Origin of the sequence: Streptomyces sp. NPDC018019 (assembly GCF_044327805.1) — a bacterium.
Taxonomy (GTDB): domain Bacteria; phylum Actinomycetota; class Actinomycetes; order Streptomycetales; family Streptomycetaceae; genus Streptomyces.
Genome location: NZ_JBIRGD010000034.1, coordinates 1 through 20087, shown reverse-complemented (window position 1 = coordinate 20087; position 20087 = coordinate 1). Strand labels below are relative to the sequence as shown.

The 20087-nt window shown below is 72.3% G+C and carries 19 protein-coding genes and 1 pseudogene; 9 read left to right on the top strand and 11 right to left on the bottom strand.

Annotation, left to right across the window (positions count from 1 at the left end; translation table 11 throughout):
• Positions 1 to 90: 90 nt before the first annotated feature.
• Positions 91 to 1479: an inositol monophosphatase family protein gene (locus ACH4FX_RS36870; RefSeq protein WP_398485841.1), complete on the top strand. Its 1389-nt coding sequence runs from the start codon at positions 91 to 93 to the stop codon at positions 1477 to 1479.
• 16 nt (positions 1480 to 1495) lie between these two features.
• Here ACH4FX_RS36870 and allB read toward each other — a convergent pair whose 3' ends face one another.
• On the bottom strand, positions 1496 to 2860 hold the full coding sequence (gene allB, locus ACH4FX_RS36865) for an allantoinase AllB (protein ID WP_398485840.1): 1365 nt from the start codon (positions 2858 to 2860) through the stop codon (positions 1496 to 1498).
• Positions 2861 to 3270: 410 nt separating this feature from the next.
• Here allB and ACH4FX_RS36860 point away from each other — a divergent pair, with 410 nt between their 5' ends.
• Positions 3271 to 4074 (top strand): IclR family transcriptional regulator, encoded by an 804-nt coding sequence (locus tag ACH4FX_RS36860; RefSeq protein ID WP_398485839.1) that lies wholly within the window; start codon positions 3271 to 3273, stop codon positions 4072 to 4074.
• 49 nt (positions 4075 to 4123) lie between these two features.
• On the opposite strand, the gene ACH4FX_RS36855 is transcribed toward ACH4FX_RS36860, so the two are convergent.
• Positions 4124 to 4441, bottom strand: coding sequence for a DUF5955 family protein (locus tag ACH4FX_RS36855; protein WP_398485838.1), 318 nt, complete (start codon positions 4439 to 4441; stop codon positions 4124 to 4126).
• Between the two features lie 215 nt (positions 4442 to 4656).
• On the opposite strand from ACH4FX_RS36855, the gene ACH4FX_RS36850 reads away from it, so the two are divergent.
• The 3 genes from ACH4FX_RS36850 to ACH4FX_RS36840 all read left to right on the top strand — a co-directional run bounded on the left by ACH4FX_RS36850 (position 4657) and on the right by ACH4FX_RS36840 (position 8078).
• Complete coding sequence (locus tag ACH4FX_RS36850) at positions 4657 to 5319, top strand: NTP transferase domain-containing protein (protein WP_398485837.1); 663 nt, start codon at positions 4657 to 4659, stop codon at positions 5317 to 5319.
• Positions 5320 to 5544: 225 nt separating this feature from the next.
• The gene (aceB, locus tag ACH4FX_RS36845; protein WP_398485836.1) at positions 5545 to 7173 is read left to right on the top strand and encodes a malate synthase A; all 1629 of its coding nucleotides are present in this window, start codon (positions 5545 to 5547) and stop codon (positions 7171 to 7173) included.
• Positions 7174 to 7301: 128 nt separating this feature from the next.
• A complete protein-coding gene (locus ACH4FX_RS36840; protein ID WP_398485835.1) occupies positions 7302 to 8078 on the top strand; it encodes a VOC family protein in 777 nt (258 codons plus the stop codon).
• Between the two features lie 13 nt (positions 8079 to 8091).
• Here ACH4FX_RS36840 and ACH4FX_RS36835 read toward each other — a convergent pair whose 3' ends face one another.
• Positions 8092 to 9645, bottom strand: coding sequence for a YfcC family protein (locus ACH4FX_RS36835; RefSeq protein WP_398485834.1), 1554 nt, complete (start codon positions 9643 to 9645; stop codon positions 8092 to 8094).
• A gap of 235 nt (positions 9646 to 9880) precedes the next feature.
• On the opposite strand from ACH4FX_RS36835, the gene ACH4FX_RS36830 reads away from it, so the two are divergent.
• From ACH4FX_RS36830 to ACH4FX_RS36820, 3 genes are all read left to right on the top strand, one after another.
• Complete coding sequence (locus ACH4FX_RS36830; RefSeq protein WP_398485833.1) at positions 9881 to 10459, top strand: TetR/AcrR family transcriptional regulator; 579 nt, start codon at positions 9881 to 9883, stop codon at positions 10457 to 10459.
• Positions 10460 to 10527: 68 nt separating this feature from the next.
• Positions 10528 to 11397, top strand: a complete 870-nt coding sequence (locus tag ACH4FX_RS36825) for a GNAT family N-acetyltransferase (RefSeq protein WP_398485832.1) — start codon at positions 10528 to 10530, stop codon at positions 11395 to 11397.
• A gap of 102 nt (positions 11398 to 11499) precedes the next feature.
• Positions 11500 to 12366 carry a chitosanase gene (locus tag ACH4FX_RS36820; protein WP_398485831.1) on the top strand — a complete coding sequence of 289 codons (867 nt, stop codon included), beginning with the start codon at positions 11500 to 11502 and terminating at the stop codon, positions 12364 to 12366.
• A 62-nt stretch (positions 12367 to 12428) separates the two neighbouring features.
• Here the strand turns inward: ACH4FX_RS36820 and ACH4FX_RS36815 are convergent, their stop codons facing one another.
• The 8 genes from ACH4FX_RS36815 to ACH4FX_RS36780 all read right to left on the bottom strand — a co-directional run bounded on the left by ACH4FX_RS36815 (position 12429) and on the right by ACH4FX_RS36780 (position 19797).
• Complete coding sequence (locus tag ACH4FX_RS36815) at positions 12429 to 13844, bottom strand: nucleobase:cation symporter-2 family protein (protein ID WP_398485830.1); 1416 nt, start codon at positions 13842 to 13844, stop codon at positions 12429 to 12431.
• A gap of 286 nt (positions 13845 to 14130) precedes the next feature.
• On the bottom strand, positions 14131 to 15534 hold the full coding sequence (locus ACH4FX_RS36810; protein ID WP_398485829.1) for an 8-oxoguanine deaminase: 1404 nt from the start codon (positions 15532 to 15534) through the stop codon (positions 14131 to 14133).
• A 76-nt stretch (positions 15535 to 15610) separates the two neighbouring features.
• Entirely contained in the window at positions 15611 to 17017 is a 1407-nt protein-coding gene (locus ACH4FX_RS36805; protein WP_398485828.1) for a nucleobase:cation symporter-2 family protein, read from the bottom strand.
• An 84-nt stretch (positions 17018 to 17101) separates the two neighbouring features.
• Positions 17102 to 18025: a factor-independent urate hydroxylase gene (pucL, locus tag ACH4FX_RS36800; protein ID WP_398485827.1), complete on the bottom strand. Its 924-nt coding sequence runs from the start codon at positions 18023 to 18025 to the stop codon at positions 17102 to 17104.
• Between the two features lie 7 nt (positions 18026 to 18032).
• Positions 18033 to 18449 carry a hydroxyisourate hydrolase gene (uraH, locus tag ACH4FX_RS36795; RefSeq protein ID WP_398485826.1) on the bottom strand — a complete coding sequence of 139 codons (417 nt, stop codon included), beginning with the start codon at positions 18447 to 18449 and terminating at the stop codon, positions 18033 to 18035.
• Positions 18446 to 18988 carry a 2-oxo-4-hydroxy-4-carboxy-5-ureidoimidazoline decarboxylase gene (gene uraD / locus ACH4FX_RS36790; RefSeq protein WP_398485825.1) on the bottom strand — a complete coding sequence of 181 codons (543 nt, stop codon included), beginning with the start codon at positions 18986 to 18988 and terminating at the stop codon, positions 18446 to 18448. The genes uraH and uraD overlap by 4 nt, the downstream gene beginning before the upstream one ends.
• Before the next feature lie 171 nt (positions 18989 to 19159).
• A complete protein-coding gene (locus tag ACH4FX_RS36785; protein ID WP_398485824.1) occupies positions 19160 to 19540 on the bottom strand; it encodes a helix-turn-helix domain-containing protein in 381 nt (126 codons plus the stop codon).
• On the bottom strand, positions 19537 to 19797 hold the full coding sequence (locus ACH4FX_RS36780; RefSeq protein WP_398485899.1) for a hypothetical protein: 261 nt from the start codon (positions 19795 to 19797) through the stop codon (positions 19537 to 19539). The genes ACH4FX_RS36785 and ACH4FX_RS36780 overlap by 4 nt, the downstream gene beginning before the upstream one ends.
• A gap of 183 nt (positions 19798 to 19980) precedes the next feature.
• Between ACH4FX_RS36780 and ACH4FX_RS36775 the strand changes: the two are divergent.
• Positions 19981 to 20087: pseudogene (locus tag ACH4FX_RS36775) on the top strand (hydroxypyruvate isomerase); the annotation flags it as partial.

The window sequence follows — 20087 nt, the reverse complement described above, 5'->3', positions numbered from 1 at the left end:
GGTCCGGGCGCCCGGTGCCGGACGGACAACGTGGACATACCTTCCAACGTCGCCGCCCCCGCGCGCCAGGGCCTGTGGCAGGCTCGCGTCATGGATCACAGCACCGGCGCCCCGCCCGTCTCCCAGGAGTTGTTCACCTTCGCGGTCCGCCTCGCCACGCGCGCAGGGCAGATGAGTGCCGAGGCGTGCCACGGCGGCGGGTCGCCGTCCGTACACCAGGTGGACGACGCCGGGGCGACCGCGGTGGGCCTCGCCGTCGAGGATTCCGTACGGAAGGAACTGGCCGCGGCGTTCCCGGCGGACGCGGTGCTCGGGGAGGGAGCCGGGACGTCCGGGCGGCGCTGGGTGACCGCCCCGGGCGACGGCGCCCGGCAGTTCGCCGACCGGGCACCGGCGTTCTCCTGCGGCCTGGCGTACGAGGACGAACACGGGCCCGCGATCGGTGTGGTGAACCTGCCGCTGAGCCGCCGGACGGTGGCGGCCGGGCGCGGCCTCGGCTGCTGGCTGCTGCTCGGCGAGGCCCCGGACCCGCTGGAAGCGCTGCGCTCGGGCCGCGGGCGGCTGCACGCCGACGGGCGTACGGACCTGACCGGCGCCCGTACGCAGGCGCACACCATCGCGGGGTGGCCGGAGCCCCTGCTGACGGCGCTGCACCGGCGGGTGTCTCTCGTACCGACCGGCGGCGGCGTGCTGGACGTCCTCACCGGGCGGGCGGACGCCTGGGTGATCGCGGGCCCCCCGATGGCCTACGAGGACCTCGCCCCGCTGGCGGTGATCATGGCGGAGGGCGGCGGCCGGATCACCGACCTCACGGGGGCGCCGGTCCTGGAGGGCGACGGCTCGGCGCTGGTCACGAACGGGCACCTGCACGACGCGTTCCTGGAGGTCGTGGCGGAGGCCGTGCAGGAGGGCAGCACGCGTGCGGTCCTGGTCGACGCGCATCCGGGCTGGGCGGCCGAAGGGGCGGCGCTCACCGCGGAGTTGCTGGCCCTGCTCGCGCCGGTGGCCCGGCGGGCCGAGCACATCGGGAGTACGTCCGTTCCCGGTATGGCGGCCAAACCGGTCTTCGACCTCCAGGTGAGCGTGGCGGACCTGGCGGAGGCCGCGGACGCCTTCGACGCGCCGCTGGCCGCCCGGGGATTCGTCCGCTCGCGGCATGAGAGCGACCACGTACCGGCGGGCCGGGACGATGATCCGGCCCGGTGGGCGAAGCGCCTGTGGACGCGGCGCGGCGGCCCCGGACCGGACGTCAACCTGCACGTCCGGCGCGTCGGTTCGCCCAACGAGCGGCTGGCGCTGCTGTTCCGCGACTGGTTCCGCGCCCATCCGGAGGCGGTGCCGGCGTACGCCCGCTTCAAGCGCGAACTCGCGTACCGTACGGCGGACAGCGGCAGCTACGCGGAGACCAAGGACCCGGTCGTCGACCTGGTGGTGGAGGTCGCGGAGGGGTGGGCGAAGGAGACGGGGTGGCGCCCCTGAGGGGCGCCACGAAGCCTTACGGCTGCCGGACCAGCAGTTCCCCCGACGGCTCGGCCAGCGTCCCGCCGTCGTTGATCCGCCGGCCGCGCAGCCAGGTGGACCGTACGACGCCGTGCAGCGTGCGCCCCGCGTACGCGGTGATCTTGTTGCGGTGCTGGAGCCCGGCCGGATCGACGGTGAACGTCGCGTCCGGGTCGAGCACCGCGAAGTCCGCGTCCCGGCCGGGCTCGATGGCGCCCTTGTGGTGCAGGCCGACGAGCGCTGCCGGGGCGGTGGCCATCCAGCGGGCCACGTCCTCCAGGGTGTGGCCGCGCCCGCGGGCGGCGGTCCAGATGGCGGGCAGGCCGAGCTGGAGGGAGGAGATGCCGCCCCAGGCGTCGCCGAAGTCCGGGGTCTTCAGGTCGGCGGTGGACGGCGAGTGGTCGGAGACGATGCAGTCGATCGTGCCGTCGGCCAGGCCCTGCCACAGCGCGTCCTGGTTGGCCGCCTCGCGGATCGGCGGGCAGCACTTGAACTCGGTGGCGCCGTCCGGGATCTCCTCGGCGGTCAGGGTGAGGAAGTGCGGGCAGGTCTCGACGGTGATCCGGACGCCCTCGGCGCGGGCGGCGGCGATCAGCGGCAGCGCGTCCGAGGAGGACAGGTGCAGGACGTGCACCCGCGCGTCGAGCCGCCGGACGAGCGCGATCAGGCCGGCGATCGCGTCGTTCTCCGACGCCCGGGGCCGGGAGGCGAGGAAGTCGGCGTACTTCGGGCCGTGCGGCTGCGGCGCGGCGGCCAGGTGGTCCGGGTCCTCGGCGTGCACGATCAGCAGGCCGCCGAAGCCGGCTATCTCGCCGAGCGCGGCGGCCAGCTGCTCCTGGTCCAGCTGCGGGAACTCGTCCACGCCGGACGGGGACAGGAAGCACTTGAAGCCGAAGACCCCGGCGTCGTGCAGCGGGCGCAGGTCCTTGACGTTGCCGGGCACGGCGCCGCCCCAGAAACCGACGTCGATGTGCGCCTTGGGGCCCGCGACCCCGCGCTTGGTGTGCAGGTTGGCCTCGGTGGTGGTCGGCGGCAGGCTGTTGAGGGGCATGTCGACGAGGGTGGTGATGCCGCCGGCCGCCGCCGCGCGGGTGGCGGTCCAGAACCCCTCCCACTCGGTGCGGCCCGGGTCGTTGACGTGCACGTGGGTGTCGACCAGGCCGGGCAGCAGCACATCGTCGCCGCAGTCCGCGATCCGGGCCCCGGCCGGTACGGGCGCGTCGTGCGGGAGCACCGCCGCGATCCTGCCGTCCCGGACGGTGACGGACGCCGCGCGCGTCCCCTGCGGGGTGACGACGCGCGTGGAGCGCAGCACCAGATCGATCTCGGACACCCGGTCCCCTCCTCGTACGCTTCCCATGGGCGGCGCACCACGGATTTCAACGTTCTGTTGAAGGAGTCTTCACTCGGGATCCCACCCCGTCAACCCCCCTTCCAGCGGGGCGCGGTGGTACGGATTCCGCCGCCCGCCCGTACCGCGCGGGCGGTTTCCTGACGAGAACGGGTACCTCGGGCTACGTTTGGAGGTTTCCACAGAATGGATACCGAATTTCGCCCAGCAGAACGTAGCTCCGGCCAGTGGCCGCCTCCGGAGATCGCGGGCAGCACCCGGTCCCGACCGGAGCATGGGCGCTGACCGGCGGGAACGAGTGTGCGACAGGCCGTGTGTCCGCCCGGGGGGACCGGTAGGCTGCTCGGCGTCGGTCCCGGCACCCGTACGTCACAGCCCTGCGCCGAGCCCGCCACCACCTGCCCCGAAAGGAACGCGTCGTGCCGCCGTCCAGCGCCAGCACTTCCGCCGCCGCAGCCAGGCCCGCAGCCGCCGGCGGTGGCGTCCAGTCCCTTGAGCGCGCCTTCGACCTGCTGGAGCGGATGGCCGACGCCGGCGGCGAGGTCGGTCTGAGCGAGCTGTCCACCAGCAGCGGCCTGCCGCTGCCCACGATCCACCGGCTCATGCGCACGCTCGTCGCCTGCGGGTACGTCCGCCAGCAGCCGAACCGCCGGTACGCCCTCGGCCCCCGGCTGATCCGGCTCGGCGAGAGCGCCTCGCGGCTGCTCGGCACCTGGGCCCGGCCGTACCTGGCGCGTGCGGTCGAGGAGACCGGTGAGACCGCCAACATGGCGCTGCTCGACGGCGACGAGATCGTGTACGTGGCACAGGTGCCGTCCCGGCACGCGGTGCGGATGTTCACCGAGGTCGGCCGCCGGGTGCTGCCGCACTCGACGGGCGTGGGCAAGGCCCTGCTGGCGGGCCACCCGCCACAGGAGGTCCGGGCGCTGCTCGGCCGTACCGGCATGCCGGCCGCGACCGAGAAGACGATCACCGATCCGGACGCGTTCCTGGACGCCCTCGAAGAGGTGCGCAGGGCCGGGTACGCGATGGACGACAACGAGCAGGAGATCGGCGTCCGGTGCATCGCGGTGCCGGTGCCCGACTCGCCCACCGCGGCGGCCATCTCCATCTCCGGCCCGACGGGGCGGGTGACCGAGGCATCCATCGACAAGATCGTCCCGGTGCTCCAGGAGATCGCGGGCGAACTCTCCGTGGCCCTGGCCAACCAGAACCCGGCATAGCCCCGCGACCCGGCGCAGCCCCCGGCCCCGGCCGCCGGACGGCCGGGGCTCAGTGCCGGCGCGGCAGCCTCCCGTACAGGTCGATCAGGTCCCGTACGTCCCGCAGCGCGGACGCCAGCGCGCTGACCGAGCCGACCGCGCCCGCGATCAGCAGCAGCGAGCGGCGCAGCCGGTACACATCGGGGTCACCGGCGCTCACCAGGGCGTACAGTGCGGCCAGTTCGTCGTCGGCCGCCGCGCGGTCGGGCAACTCCGCCGGCAGCAGGGCCAGTTCCCGGCGCAGCCGGGCCACCGCACCGCACAGGGCGACGGCCCGTGGGTCGTCCCCGGCTCCTGCGACTCGCCTGTGCTGCCGCCTCTGCTCCACAACGACGGTACCCTCCACGGCCGTTGGCCCCGCTCCGCGATCGCGGGCCAGTTAACGCCACCCTGCGCGCTCCGCGCCATACGGAGAGCGAAATCAGGATCACCGAATTCCGACGGGCGTCCGGCGGCGTCTTGCGGTACGGTCCGCCACCCGGCCCCGCCGCCACGCCCGGCCCGCGCCGCCCGCCGCGCCCGGCCATGGGGTAAGCAGGCCTCATGGCACACACCTCATCACCCGCCCCGGCCCCCTCCCCCGCCCGCCGCCCGGTCGCCGGGCTGCTGCTCGCCGCGGGCGGCGGGCGGCGGCTGGGCGGCCGCCCCAAGGCCCTGCTGGATTTCCGCGGCCGGCCGCTGGTCGAGAACGCGGCCCGGGTGCTGCGGGAGGGCGGCTGCGATCCGGTGCACATCGTCCTGGGCGCGGCGGCCGGCGCCGTACGGGAACGGGCCGACCTCGCGGCGTACGAGACGGCCGAGAACCCGGACTGGGCCCGGGGCATGGGCTCCTCGCTGCGCGTCGGACTGGCCTCCCTGGCGGGCACCGGGGCGGGTGCCGCACTGGTCTCGCTGGTGGACCAGCCGGGCATCGGCACGGCGGCGGTGGCGCGCGTGATCGCCGCGTACGAGCGCGGAGCCGATCTGGTGGCGGCGGCGTACGGCGGGCGGCGCGGACATCCGGTGCTGTTCGGGGCGAGGCGGTGGGAGGCGGTGGCGGCCGGGGCGGCCGGGGACCGCGGGGCACGCGCGTATCTGGAGGAGAACGAGGCCGACCTCACGCTCGTCGAGTGCGCGGACGTGGCCGAGCCGTACGACATCGACACCCCGCGGGACCTGTTCCGCCTGGCGTCGCCGGGCGCGGCGCGGGCAGACGAAGGACGGTGACCGCGGTGGCACCGGGAGTCATCCGGGCACCCCTTCTGTCGACGGAGAGAATCTCGACATCAACAAACCATTGAAGTTCCGCGATAAGGAAACTACTCTCCACTGGTCAGAAGCGCCCTGCACCCGAACGGCGCCCGCGACCGCCGGTCACGGCCTGTGGCACCCCGTGCCGCACCCGCGTCCCGCCGGACGCCCGGGCACCGCCGCTGAATGGAGTGACAGCTCATGTCCGCACCAGCGCCGTCCCCGCTGGCCATCGTCGACGTCGGCCCCGGCAAGGCCCCGGCCCGCCAGGACGAGATCCTCACGGAGGCCGCGCTGGCCTTCGTCGCCGCACTCCACCGCCGGTTCACCCCGCGCCGCGACGAGCTGCTCGCCCGCCGCGACGCGCGCCGCGCCGAGATCGCCCGCACCGGCACCCTGGACTTCCTGCCGGAGACCGCGCACATCCGTGCCGACGACAGCTGGCGCGTGGCCCCCGCGCCCGCCGCGCTGAACGACCGCCGGGTGGAGATCACCGGTCCCACCGACCGCAAGATGACCATCAACGCGCTCAACTCCGGCGCCCGGGTCTGGCTCGCCGACTTCGAGGACGCCTCCGCCCCCACCTGGGAAAACGTCATCGGCGGCCAGGTCAACCTGATCGACGCCTACGAGCGCCGGATCGACTTCACCGACCCGGCCAGCGGCAAGTCGTACGCCCTCAGGCCCGCCGAGGAGCTGGCGACGGTCGTCGTGCGCCCGCGCGGCTGGCACCTCGACGAGCGCCACCTTCGGCTCGACGGCAGGCCCGTCCCCGGCGCCCTGGTCGACTTCGGCCTGTACTTCTTCCACAACGCCCAGCGCCTGCTGGACCTCGGCAAGGGCCCGTACTTCTACCTGCCGAAGACCGAGTCGCACCTGGAGGCCCGCCTCTGGAACGAAATCTTCGTCTTCGCGCAGGACTACATGGGAATCGCCCGGGGCACCATCCGCGCCACCGTCCTCATCGAGACCATCACCGCCGCCTACGAGATGGAGGAGATCCTCTACGAGCTGCGCGATCACGCCTCGGGCCTGAACGCGGGCCGCTGGGACTACCTGTTCTCGATCGTGAAGAACTTCCGCGACGGCGGCGAGAAGTTCGTGCTGCCGGACCGCAACGCGGTCACCATGACGGCGCCCTTCATGCGCGCGTACACCGAACTCCTCGTGCGCACCTGCCACAAGCGCGGCGCGCACGCGATCGGCGGCATGGCGGCGTTCATCCCCAACCGCCGCGACCCGGAGGCCAACGAGAAGGCGCTGGCCAAGGTCCGCGCGGACAAGGACCGGGAGGCCGGGGACGGTTTCGACGGCTCCTGGGTCGCCCACCCCGACCTGGTCCCGGTGGCCCGCGCCTCCTTCGACGCGGTGCTCGGCGACCGGCCGCACCAGAAGGACCGGCTGCGCGAGGACGTGTCGGTCTCGGCCGCCGACCTGATCGCCGTCGACTCCCTGGACGCCCGGCCCACCTACCAGGGCCTGGTGGACGCGGTCCGGGTCGGCACCCGCTACATCGAGGCGTGGTTGCGCGGCCTGGGCGCGGTCGCCATCTTCGGCCTGATGGAGGACGCGGCCACCGCCGAGATCTCCCGGTCGCAGATCTGGCAGTGGGTGGACGCGGGCGTCGTGTTCGAGAACGGCGAGAAGGCCACCGCCGACCTCGTCCGCAGGATCGCCGACGAGGAACTCGCCGCCATCCGCGCGGAGACCGGCGACGAGGCGTTCGCCGCCGGCGCCTGGCAGCAGGCCCACGACCTGCTGCTGAAGGTCTCCCTGGACACCGATTACGCGGCGTTCCTGACCCTTCCGGCATACGAGTTGCTGGACTGACGGACGCGCTCCCCCGGAGGGCCTGTGCACACCGGAACGCCGGTGCGCACAGGCCCTTCGCACACCGCGAGTGAACCTCTCCGGAGAGTTTCGGTTAGGCTCACCTAACCAACTCGGGGAGGATGTCCATGACCGCCACGCAGCCGATCCGCACCCCGGATCTCCGTCCGACGGAAGCGCCGCGCTTCGACCATCTCCTGCACTGCGTACCGGATGTGGCCGCGGCCGTGCGGGACTACACAGCGGCCGGGCTGCCCGCCCACACCAACCCGGTGCACGAGGGATTCCAGAACGGCGCCTGGCGGCTGGACGACCGGTACATCGAGATCCTCACCATCGTCGACCACGCGGTGTACGCGCCCTCCCCGTTCGGACGGGCGACGGCCGGCTGGCAGGCCCGTATCGACGGGCTGGTGGCGGCCGGCGGCGGTCCGCTGAACTTCGCGGTCCACGTCGCGGACACCGGGGCCACCGCCGAGCGACTGCGCCGCGCGGGCCACGAGGTCGAGGTGCACGACTTCTCCTTCCAGGAGGGCCGGGTCACCTTCCGGGAAGCGATCCTGACGAGCCCCGGCGTCCCGCCCTGGGCCCCGTTCTTCATCACCGTCCGTGCCGACCCCGCCCTCCGCCGCGAGCACGAGGCCGCCGGCCGGATCGACCGCGGCGCCTTCGACCTCGCGGGCTTCCTCATCGAGACGCCCGACCCGCGCCGCGCCGCCGGCTGGCTCAGCGCGGTCACCGGCGTTCCGACGGACGCGGGCGGCACCGTCGTACCGCTCGAAGGCGGCGCGGCGCACTTCACCGCGGGACCGGCCGACCGCATCACCACCCTGCTGCTGACGGGTGATCAGCCGCCGCACACCGAGATCGCCGGGCTGTGGGTACGCGGCCTGGACGGCGTCTGAGCGCCGCGCCGGCTCAGCTCATCGCCGCCCCCAGTCCCACGAAGGCGCAGATCAGGACGGCGAGGAGGGCCAGCAGGGGCCATACGAAGCGCAGGTAGCGGTCGTAGCCGACCTTGGCCAGCGACACACCGCCCATGATGACGGCGGTGGTGGGCACCCACAGGTTCATCCAGCCGCTGGCCGCCTGCCAGGCCGTGACGGCCACCGCGCGGGGGACGTCCGCGAAGTCGGCCAGCGGCGCCAGGACCGGCATGGCGAGGGTGGCGTGGCCGGAGGTGGAGGGGATGAGGAAGGCCAGCGGCAGGTTGACGACGTAGACCATGATGCCGAACAGGGCCGACGGGGTGCCGGACACGGTGCCCTCGACGGCGTGCAGAACGGTGTCCGTGATCTTCGCATTGTTCATGATCGTCGTGACGCCGCGGGCCAGCACGATCACCAGGGCCGGGGAGACGAACTCGGCGACGCCCTGCACGAAGGTCGCGCTCAGCCGCTGCTCTCCCATCCGCGCGATGACTCCGACGAGGATCGACGCCGCGAGGAACAGCGCCGCCAACTGGGGGAAGGACCACCCCAGTTCGAACGCGTACGGCGCGGCGCCGGCGTCCCCGGTGAGCGCCCCGGACCACGGGATCACCGAGAAGATCATGAAGGCGAAGACCAGCGCCACGGTGATCAGCACGGTGGTGTGCAGCCCGGTCAGCGGCGGTGGCGCCGCCCGGCCCCCGGCGGCCCGCGCCCGGTCCCGGTCACCGGGCAGGAAGCCGACCAGGGAACGGTCCGGGTCGGCCCGTACGCGGCGCGCGTAGCGCACCACGTAGCCGATGGTGACGCCGGTGAGCACCAGCCACATCAGCACCCGCAGCCCGATGCCGTCGCCGAGCGAGACGTCGGCGGCGGAGGAGGCGACGCCGGTGGCGAAGGGGTTGACGGTGGAGCACAGGACGCCGATGCCGGCGCCGAGGATGATCGTCGCGGTGGCCACCATCCGGTCGTAGCCGAGGGCGAGCATCAGGGGGACGACCAGGCCGTAGAAGCCGAGCGTCTCCTCGGCGAAGCCCTCGACCGTGCCGAGCAGCGAGAAGACCGCCATCACGCCGGCGATCAGCAGCGCGCCGCGGTCGCGCAGGCGGTGGGCCAGCCGGGCGATGCCGCGGTCCAGCGCGCCGGTGGAGAAGACGACCGTGATGAACGCGCCGATGGCCAGCACGAAGAGGAACACGCCCGCGCTGCCGTACAGTTCGCCGGTCAGCGTCGGGCCGACCTGCCCGGTCTTCGGGTCCTGCACCCCGTACAGCCCGTTGACCGGCGAGAGGAAGAGGTCGCCCAGCCGGTCGGTGAAGGACTGGCCGGAGGGCGTGCGGTGGTAGGTGCCCTGGAGCGGGGTGCCCGCGTCGTCGCGGTCGTAGCCGCCGGAGGGGATGACGAAGGCCAGCACCCAGACCGCGAGCGTCACGATCACCAGGACGGTCAGGGCGCTGGGGAAGGTGAACGCGCGCCGGGGCCCCGCCGGACCGTCGTCGGGTGCCGCTTCGGCGGGCGGCGGCTGCTGGGCGTTCGGGTCCACCGCGGAACCCCTCTCCGTGGCGCCGGGCGCGCACTGACTCTCTTTCAGGTGCCAATGCAGCATATCGGGCAAATCGCCAACGTCTCGGCCTTCACCCGCGCCGCGCCCGAGGGGCGTCGTGCGACGTCGCCGCCGGGCCCGCACCGCCGCACCGGCACGGCGCCACCGCCACGTCCGCCCGGTACTATGTCCGTAGTAGACCGGCACTACGGACTGGACAAGAGGAACACGCAGGGTGGCACGACGGCGGGACCAGGTCCTGGACGCGGCGATCGAGGTGCTGGGCGCGGCGGGGCCGCGGCGGCTGACCTACCAGGCGGTGGACGCCGCCGCGGGCGTGCCGTCCGGCACCACCTCCAACTACTTCCGCAACCGTGCCGCGCTGATCGACGGCATCGTGGGCCACCTGGAAGCGCTGGAGCGGCGGGACTGGGAGGAGTTCGCCCGGCAGGCCGCGCCCGCCGACGTACCGGAGCTGGCAGCCGCCGTGACACGGTTCGTCCAGCACGCGGCCGGCCCCGGACGCGCCAGGACCGCCGCCCGCCACGCCCTCTCCCTGGAAGCCGCGGCCCGCCCCGAACTGCGCCCGCCCCTCGCCCGGGGCCGCGAGGCCGTCGTCGGCTGGGGCACCGAGTGGCTGGGGCGCTTCGGCTCGCCGGCGCCCCGGCGGCACTGCGAGATCCTCCTCGGCTACCTCGACGGCGTCATCTTCCGCCAACTCGCCTTTCCGGACGACGGATTCGACCCGGGACCGGGCATCGGGGAACTGCTCGCCGGGCTGCTCGGCGCCGCGGAGCAGCCCGCCGCGCCCTGATCCCGGCCGCGCCACGCCACGGCCGAATTCGATGGCCGTCGCCGCCGGGCTGTGGTGGAGTGACGCCGGTGACGACACCGGACACCGAGTCAGAACGGGCCGCCGGCTACCGCGCGGCGTACGACGAACAGATGCGGGACCGCGGGTTCGCGCCCGGCGCACCGGACACCGAACGGGTCGGGCCCGTGGTGCGCAGAACGCTCCCCGGCCAGGGCGGGCTGATCCTCTACCGGGACCTCGGCGGACTCGACGGGGACGCGCTGGACGCCTTCATCGCCGCCCAGCGCGACCACTTCGCCGCCCGCGGCCTGCCGGTCGAGTGGAAGTACCACGGCAGCGACCTCCCCACCGACCTGCCGGACCGGCTCACCGCGGCCGGTTTCACGCCCGGCGAGCGGGAGACGGTCGTCATCGGGGAGGCGGCGGAGATCGCCGGGCCGCCCGGCGGGCCGCCGCTGCCCGAGGGCGTACGGCTGCGCGACGTCACCGGACGGGCGGACCTCGACCGCATCGGGGAACTGGCCGCGACCGTCTGGGCCGACGACCGCGGCTGGCTGGCGCCGGCCCTGGAGGAGTGGGTGGCGGGCCGGGACGGCGATGCCTGTGTGGTGACCGTGGCGGAGTCGCTGGCGGGCGAGGTCGTCTCGGCGGCGTGGGTGCGCTTCCACCAGGGCACCGAGTTCGCCTCCCTGTGGGGCGGCTCGACGCTGCCCAACTGGCGCGGGAAGGGCGTCTACCGTGCGCTGGTCGCGCACCGGGCGGCGCTCGCGGTGGCGCGCGGGTTCCGGTACGTACAGGTCGACGCCCTGGAGACGAGCCGTCCCGTGCTCAACCGGCTGGGTCTGCTCAGCGCCGCCACGACCGTCCCGTACGTATGGCAGCCGCCCGCCGGGGCCCGCGCAAGCACCTCTGATACGCCGGGGGTTGGCGGAGACTGATGGGTTACGGTCCGCCACGGAGTCTGGTAGGAAAGGTTCCTAACGATTGGGATCCCTCACCGCACCACGGCCATTCGGCCCGCTCCCCACTGGAGGACAACCATGCGTGCCCGATCCATAGGCAAGGCGATCCGCAGACCCACCACCGGCCTGGCCCTCGGTCTGGCCCTGCTCGTGGTACCGGCGACCGCCGTCGCCGGCCCGGCCTTCGCCGGCGGCGGCCCGGCACCCGCCGCGGCCCACGGCGTCACCAAGGCCGCCAGCGGGCTGGACGACCCGGCGAAGAAGGAGATCGCCATGAAGCTGGTCTCCAGTGCCGAGAACTCCTCGCTGGAGTGGAAGAAGCAGTACGCCTACATCGAGGACATCAAGGACGGCCGCGGCTACACCGCCGGCATCATCGGCTTCTGTTCCGGCACGGGCGACATGCTGGACCTGGTCGAGCTGTACACCAAGCGCAAGCCCGGCAACATCCTGGCGAAGTACCTGCCCGCGCTGCGCAAGGTCAACGGCAGCGACTCGCACGAAGGCCTGGACCCGAACTACAAGAAGGACTGGAAGAAGGCGGCCCAGGACCCGGCCTTCCAGCAGGCCCAGAACGACGAGCGGGACCGGGTGTACTTCGACCCGGCGGTCAAGCAGGGCAAGGCCGACAAGGTCGGTGTGCTGGGCCAGTTCGCGTACTACGACGCGATCGTCATGCACGGGGACGGCAGCGACAAGACGAGTTTCTCGAACATCCGCAAGCGGGCGATGGCCAAGGCCAAGACGCCCGCCCAGGGCGGTGACGAGAAGACGTACCTCAACGCCTTCCTGGACGCGCGGGTGTGGGCGATGAAGCAGGAGGAGGCGCACAGCGACACCAGCCGCGTGGACACCGCGCAGCGCGTCTTCCTCAAGAAGGGCAACCTGAACCTGGACCCGCCGCTGGACTGGAAGGTCTACGGCGAGCCGTTCCACATCGGCTGAGCGGCCCGCGGCCCGTACCGTGCCGGAATCCCGGTGCGGTACGGGCCGCCGGCACCGGCGGGTCAGTGTGCAGGAGCCGCCTCCTGGCCCGCCGCTCCCCGCTCCGGCTGTTGCGGGACCACCTCCAGCGGCGGCTCGCCGCGCCGCCTGCCGAGGTGGTTGAAGGCCAGGTTGAGCACGATGGCGATGATGCAGCCGGTGCTGATGCCGGAGTCCAGGACGACCAGCATGTCCTTGGGGAAGTCGTGGTAGAACTGCGGCGCCGCGATGGGTATCAGGCCGATGCCCACCGACGCCGCGACGATCAGCGCGTTCTCGCCCTTCTCCAGCGCGGCGGTGGCCAGGGTCTGGATGCCGCTGGCGGCGACCGACCCGAACAGCACGATGCCCGCGCCGCCCAGGACCGGCAGCGGCACCAGGGAGATCACCGAGGCGGCGACCGGGCACAGGCCCAGCACGATCAGGATCAGCCCGCCGGTGGCGACGACGAACCGGCTGCGCACCCGGGTCATCGCGACCAGGCCGATGTTCTGTGCGAAGGCGCTGTTGGCGAAGCCGTTGAAGAGCGGGCTGAGCGCGGTGCCGAGGGTGTCGGCGCGCAGTCCGCCCTCGATGGTGCGCTCGTCGGCCGGCCGGTCCACGATCTTGCCGAGGGCGAGCATGTCGGCGGTGGACTCGGTCATGCACACCAGCATGACGATGCACATGCTGACGATGGCGGCCACGTCGAACTGCGGTGCGCCGAAGTGGAACGGGACCGGGAAGCCGACCGGGGCCGCCTCCGCGAGGGCCGCGAAGTCGGTGATGCCGACGGGTATCGCGATCAGCGTGCCGGCGACCAGGCCGAGCAGGATCGAGATCTGCTGGAGGAAGCCGCGCAGCACCCGGCGCAGCACCAGCACGATGACGAAGGTGAGTGCCGCCATGCCGATGTTGGTCAGCGAACCGTGGTCTCGTGCACCGGCGTCGCCGCCCTGGGACCAGTTGAAGGCGACGGGCAGCAGGGACACACCGATCAGGGTGATGACGGTGCCGGTGACGACCGGGGGGAAGAACCGCACCAGTTTGGAGAAGTAGGGCGCGAGCAGGAAGCCGAGGACGCCCGCGACGATCACCGCGCCGAAGATGACGGGCAGCGCGTCACCGGGGCCCTGGGCCTTGCCGATGGCGACCATCGGGGTGACGCCGGCGAACGAGACGCCGTTGACGAACGGCAGCCTGGCGCCGATCTTCCAGAAACCGAGCGTCTGCAACAAGGTGGCGATGCCCGCGGTGAAGAGGCTGGCGCCCATCAGGAAGGCGGTCCCGGTGGCGTCGAGCCCGCAGGCCGGGCCGAGGATCATGGGCGGGGCCACCACGCCCGCGTACATCGCGGCCACATGCTGCAGGCCGCTGGTGAACATCTTGAAGGGTGGCAGGGTCTCGTCGACCGGGTGCTTGCGGTCGCCCTGCGCCGTCCGCCCTGGGGGTGCGGCCACTGCGGGCCTCCTTCGATTTCTGCGCCGCAGGGGGCGGCGGCACGAGGCTGTCACGGAGGTCGTGCGTCGGTGCGGTGGAGCAGCGGTCCGCGCTCGTGGCGCGTGCAGGATGTGACGGGTCGTCACCTGAAGACGGAGTAATAATGCGCAGCATTACCGGACCGGGGGCACGGAGACTGCGCTCCGTGCCCCCGGGTTCCGGCGCTTGTGGACCCCGCTCGGATCCACAAGCCCCCGGCCGGGGCCGTCCCCCCGGCCGAGTCCTCGGGGTACCGCCGGGCGGGGATCAGCCCTCGGCGGCGATGCGGGCCAGGCGCTGCGCCTCGGCCCGTGCGGTACGGGCGACGGTCTCCTCGTCCACCCGGGTCAGCCGGCCGTCCTCGACCACCGGGGCGCCGCCGACCAGGGAGAGGGTGACCGGCGCCGGGGCGCCGAAGACCAGGGCGGTGACCGGGTCGGCGATGGTGGAGTGGGCCAGCCCGTCCAGCTTCCACAGCACCAGGTCGGCCAGCTTGCCGGCCTCCAGGGAGCCGATCTCGGCCGTCCGGCCCAGCACCCGGGCGCCGCCGTAGGTGCCCAGGCGCAGCGCCTTGCGGGCGTCGAGGGCGGCTTCCCGGTGCGCGCCGAGCCGGTTGATCAGCAGCGCGTTGCGCAGCTCGGTGTGCAGCTCACCGCTCTCGTTGGAGGCGGTGCCGTCCACGCCGAGGCCGACCGGTACGCCCGCCGCGAGCATGTCGGGTACACGGGCGATGCCGGCGGCGAGCCGCGCGTTGGAGGACGGGCAGTGCGCCACGCCGGTCCCCGTCCGGGCGAAGGCGTCGATGTCGGAGTCGTTCATGTGGACGCAGTGCGCCATCCACACGTCCTCGCCGAGCCAGCCGGTGGACTCGAAGTAGTCGGTCGGGCCCATGCCGAACAGCTCGTGGCAGAACTTCTCCTCCTCGACCGTCTCCGAGCCGTGGGTGTGCATCCGCACGCCCTTGCGGCGGGCCAGTGCGGCACCCTCGCGCAGCAGCTCGGTGGAGATGGAGAACGGGGAGCAGGGCGCCACGGCGATGTGCACCATCGAGCCGAAGGACGCGTCGTGGTGGGTGTCGATGGCCTCTTCCGTGGCCTTCAGCGCGCCCTCGGTGGTCTCCACCGCGAAGTCCGGCGGCAGCCCGCCGTCCTTGACGCTGCGGTCCATCGACCCGCGGGCCAGGGTGATCCGGGCGCCGATCTCGCGGACGGCGGCCAGTTCGGCGCCGACCAGGTCGCCGGAGCCCCGCGGGAAGACGTAGTGGTGATCGCAGGCGGTGGTGACGCCGCCCTTGACCATCATGGCCAGCGAGCCCTGGGTGGCCGCGGCGAGCATCGGCGCGTCGATGCGGGCCCAGGTCGGGTACAGGGCCACCAGCCAGTTGAACAGGTTGTGGTCGGTGGCCAGCCCGCGGGTGATCCACTGGTAGAAGTGGTGGTGGGTGTTGATCAGGCCGGGGGTGACGAGGTGGCCGGTGCCGTCGATACGGCGCACGACGTTCGCCAGGCCCGCGGGGGCCGGGCCCGCGCCCACCGATTCGATGAGGTCACCGGCGACGACGACGTGCCCCGAGGCGTACTCGGTGTCGTCGGCGTCGACGGTCGCGATCGCGCAGTTCTCGATGACGGTGCGCTGCGTCGCCGCGCTGTCAGGGGCTGCCGGTGCTGCCATGGTGCTTCTCCTCGGGACATGTGGCATCGGGTTCCCCTTCGCCCCTCGCGGGCTCCGGGGAGGGCACGGCAAGGCCCTACGGAATTTGAGTGCCGGAGCCGGGCGAGGCGGCTGACAGTACCGCTGCCCCCTTGGTGCTCCGGGTGCCGAGATGGTGGAAGAACAGGTTGAGCAGGACCGCGACGAGCGCCCCGGCGCTGATGCCGGAGCCGAGCACGGTCTGTGCCCAGGCGGGGAAGTCCTCGTAGAAGGTCGGGGCGGCGAGCGGGATGATGCCCGCGCCCAGCGAGACGGCCACGAGGATGATGTTGGAGCTGTCGTCGAGGCCGGCCTCGGAGAGCGTACGGATGCCGCTGACCGCGATCGAACCGAACAGCACGATGCCGGCGCCGCCGAGCACGGGCATCGGCACGAGGTTGACCACCGCGCCGAGGACCGGGAAGGCGCCGAGCACGAGGAGGGTGGCGCCCGCGACGGCGACGACGTAGCGGCTGCGCACCCGGGTCAGTGAGACCACGCCGACGTTCTGCGCGAAGGCGCTGGTGGGAAAGCCGCCGAAGACCGGCCCCAGGAGGGTGGCGATGCCGTCCGTACGCAGCCCGCGGGTGATCGTCTGCCGCGTCGTGCGCCGTTCGCAGATCTCGCCGAGGGCGAGCATCCCGGCCGCGGACTCGGTCATCAGGACCAGCATGACGATGCACAGGGACAGCACGGCGGCGGGCTGGAACTCCGGCGCGCCGAAGGCGAAGGGGGTGGGCAGCGCGACGACCGGCGACTCGCGCAGCGCGTCGAAGCTCGCCATGCCGAACGGAAGCGCGGCCAGGGTGCCCGCGACCAGGCCCAGGAGCAGCGCTATCTGCTTGACGAAGCCGCGGGTGAAGCGCTGGATCAGCAGGATCACCACGAGCGTGAAGGCGGCCAGCGCGAGGTACTTCATGGAGCCGAAGTCGGCGGCCTCCTTGTCGCCGCCCTGGGCCCAGCCGACCGGTACGGGCATCAGGGTGACGCCGATGAGGGTGATGACGACGCCGGTGACCAGCGGCGGGAAGTACCGCAGCAGTCTGCCGAAGAACGGGCCGACGGCCAGGCAGAAGGCACCGGCGACCATCACCGCACCGTAGATGGCGGGCAGTTGGTGGCCCTTGGCGGTGGTTTCGGCGATGGCGAGCATCGGGGTGATGCCGGCCGAGGAGGCGGCGTTGACGAACGGCAGCCGGTTGCCGGCGAACCGGCCGGCGCCGAGGGTCTGCAGGAGGGTCGCGAGCCCGGCGATCAGCAGGCTGGCGGCGATCAGCCGGGTGCGGCCCGCGGTGTCCAGGCCGGTGGCCTGGCCGATGATGAGCGGAGGGGTGACGACGCCGGCGTACATGGCGGCGATGTGCTGGAGCGCGGCGGGGACGAGCCGCTTGGGGGCCGGCTTCTCGTCCACCGGGTGGACCGGTGGGACGGGGTGGTGCTCAACGTGCGGTGGGTGTGCAGCCATGGGGCGTTCCCCTCAGGATTCGCGGGCCCCTCCCCGCTGCGGGACGGGGAGGGGCGGCGCGGCACGGCGCTGCGTCGGTAGCCGTCAGAGGTTGGTCAGATCCGTCGGGATCCCGGCTTCGACACCGTCGCGCAGGACAGTGGCTTCTATCAGGCCGTACGGGCGGTCCGCCGCGTAGTAGACCTCGTGGTCGTTCTTGAGCCCGAACGGCTCCAGATCCACCAGGAAGTGGTGCTTGTTCGGCAGCGAGAACCGCACCTCGTCGATCTCCGCGCGGTTGTTGATGATCCGCGAGCCCATCTGGTACAGGGTCTGCTGGAGCGAGAGGCTGTAGGTCTCCGCGAAGGCGTGCATCAGGTGCTTCTTGACCTGGTCGTAGGAGCGTTCCCAGTTGGGCATCCGCTGGTCGTCGTCGGTCCAGTTGAACCGCCAGCGGCCGGAGACCTCGGTGGCCAGGATGCGGTCGTACGCCTCCTTGAGCGTGGTGTAGCGGTCCTTGATGTAGCCCCAGAACTCGGAGTTGGTGGAGTTCATCACGACGAGGTCCTTCAGACCGGAGATGACCTGCCACTTCTCGCCGTCGTAGGTGACCTGGGTCAGCCGGGTCTCCTGGCCCTTGCGGACGAAGGAGTGCCTGACCTCGTCGGCGCCGATGAACTGCGCGGCGGCCTCGGAGGTCTCGATGCGCTCCCAGGCGTACTCCTCGATGCGGATGCGGGCCCGGTGGATCGGCTCCTGGCTGGTGACGAAGTGCCGGGCCAGGTGGATGCCGAACTGCTCGGCCGACTCGATGCCGTGCTCCTTGGCGAAGGCGTACACGGTGTTCTTGGTCGTGTCGGTGGGCAGGCAGTGGGCGTTGGAGCCGGAGAGGTGGACCTCTTCGAGGTCGCCGGAGAGCGCGACCGAGACGTTGAGGTCCTTGATGTGGTGGGTGTCCCCGTCCCGGGTGATCTTGACGACGCGGTTTTCCGCCTTGCCGTACTGGTTCTGGCCGAGAATCGTGGGCATGTCGGTGCTAGCTCCCTCGGTATACGGAGTAGCCGAACGGGTTGAGCAGCAGCGGTACGTGATAGTGCTCGCCCGGCTTGACGGCAAAGGTGATTGCCACCTCCGGGAAGAAAGCTCCGCTGTCCCTTGCGCGGGGGGCGTCCTGCTGTTCCTCGGCTTGCTGGTCGGCCGTTTCGGCCTTGCTGGCGAGGTACGCCTCGGTCGCGAAGTCCAGGCGTACGTGGGTGGTGCCCGCCGGCAGGCCCGGCAGGTCCTTGCAGCGCCCGTCCGCATCGGTCCTGGAGGAACCGTGCGCGCTCCAGTCCGCGTCGCGTCCGGAACGTACCGAGAGCGTGAGGGCGACACCCTCCGCGGGGCGGCCCACGCTGGTGTCCAGGATGTGCGTGGACACCGACGTCTCGGGCCCGGCCGTCTCGCTGCTCATGGTCTGGCTCCTTCTGCGGCGTCTGCCGGGTCCGCCGCGTCCTCGACGAGGCGGCCCAGCCGGATGCGGTTGATCTTGCCCAGCTCGGTACGGACGATCTCGCGTTCACGTTCCGGCGAGTTGTCCAGACGGTTACGGGCGGCGTCCCGCATCTGCTCGCCGGTCAGTCCGGTGGCGCAGATCAGGAAGACGTGCCCGAACTTCTCCTGGTACGCCAGGTTCAGTTCGAGCATCTCCGCCTTGAGGTCCGCGCCGGCGCCGGACATCCCGCGCTGTTCGCGCGAGGAGGTCGCGTCGCCCGGCGTGGGCCGGCCGATGGGCGGGTGCCCGGCCATCGCCTCGGCCAGGTCCGCCGCGGTCAGCTCGGCCATGGCGGCGTCGCTGGCGGCGAACAGGGCGTCGGCGGTGGCGTACGGGCGGTGGGCGAGGATGCGGCTGCCCCACGCTTCGCTGGCGCACGCCTCGTGCAGTGCGGCACGGGCCTCACTGTCGGCCGCGGCGTTGAACCGGGCGAGGCCCGGCGTCGGATTCGAAGACACGGGTAGCCTCCGTGGCCTGGTGCGGTACGGGCTCTGCTTGGCTGGAAACAGCTAAGACCTCCGGCAACATCACGTCAACACTTTGTTGAAAACTCGGAGACGAGAAAGCCGCCGTCCGGCGAACCGGACGGCGGCATGCACAGCTTCCCCCCAAAGGGCCCCGCTACCGCGTCAGTCGGCATCCTTCGCGGCATTCTCCCTGTTCAGGTAGTTGTAAACGGTGAAGCGGCTGACGCCGAGCGCGCCGGCCACCGTCTCGACCCCGTGCCGCACCGAGAACGCGCCGCGCGCCTCCAGGACGCGCACCACCGACTGCTTGGTGCGGCGGTCCAGGTCCGACAGCGGCATGCCGTGCCGCCGCTGGAGCTCGGCGAGGAGGTGGTCCAGTGAGTCGGACAGGTGCGGCAGCCGTACGGCCACCCGGTCCCGCCCCTCCCAGGCCAGGACGACATCGTCGCCCTGGGCCTGCTCCGGCGCAACCATCTCCGCGCCCATGGCGTCCACCAGCGGCTTGACCGCCTGGACGAACGGGTGGTCGGCGGGCTCGGTCACGTGGCGTCCTCCCCGGCCGGCGCGAGCACGTTGACCTGGAGGGAGACCCGGGTGGCCCCGGCCTCCAGGGACTTGCGCAACAGCGCGTCCACCGCGGAGAGCACCTTCTCGCCGTCCCCCTCGGCGGTGTTGCCGAACGGGCCGACGTCGACGGCGTCCAGCCCGGCGCCCGTGATGATCTCGCGCCCCACCACCGCATGGGCGGGCGCTTCGTCCAGGTCGAACGGTTCCGTCGTGAATTCCACTCGCAATCGCACCATGCCACCAAACTATCGCCGCCGGACCGCGCCGTTCCCCGGGCCTGCGGACATCGTCGGCGCACCCCGCCCCCGCACGCCCGCCCGGCGACCGCCCCACCTCTTGACAGGTCGCGAGATCCGCAGGCAATGTTCCAATCAGCAGAAATAAAGTTCCGCAATACGGAAGGTCGCTCACCCCTCATGGGCTTCTCGGACGCGCGTTTCGCTGTCAATCTGTCGATTCTGTTCACCGAGCTGCCGCTGCTGGAACGCCCGGCGGCCGCCGCCGCGGCCGGGTTCGGCGCGGT

Bases quoted from the DNA above. Each gene is read 5' to 3' on its own strand.
- ACH4FX_RS36870 (WP_398485841.1), top strand. From the start codon at position 91: ATGGATCACAGCACCGGCGCCCCGCCCGTCTCCCAGGAGTTGTTCACC.
- allB (WP_398485840.1), bottom strand. From the start codon at position 2,860: ATGGGAAGCGTACGAGGAGGGGACCGGGTGTCCGAGATCGATCTGGTG.
- ACH4FX_RS36850 (WP_398485837.1), top strand. From the start codon at position 4,657: ATGGCACACACCTCATCACCCGCCCCGGCCCCCTCCCCCGCCCGCCGC.
- aceB (WP_398485836.1), top strand. From the start codon at position 5,545: ATGTCCGCACCAGCGCCGTCCCCGCTGGCCATCGTCGACGTCGGCCCC.
- ACH4FX_RS36840 (WP_398485835.1), top strand. From the start codon at position 7,302: ATGACCGCCACGCAGCCGATCCGCACCCCGGATCTCCGTCCGACGGAA.
- ACH4FX_RS36820 (WP_398485831.1), top strand. From the start codon at position 11,500: ATGCGTGCCCGATCCATAGGCAAGGCGATCCGCAGACCCACCACCGGC.
- ACH4FX_RS36810 (WP_398485829.1), bottom strand. From the start codon at position 15,534: ATGGCAGCACCGGCAGCCCCTGACAGCGCGGCGACGCAGCGCACCGTC.
- ACH4FX_RS36805 (WP_398485828.1), bottom strand. From the start codon at position 17,017: ATGGCTGCACACCCACCGCACGTTGAGCACCACCCCGTCCCACCGGTC.
- pucL (WP_398485827.1), bottom strand. From the start codon at position 18,025: ATGCCCACGATTCTCGGCCAGAACCAGTACGGCAAGGCGGAAAACCGC.
- uraH (WP_398485826.1), bottom strand. From the start codon at position 18,449: ATGAGCAGCGAGACGGCCGGGCCCGAGACGTCGGTGTCCACGCACATC.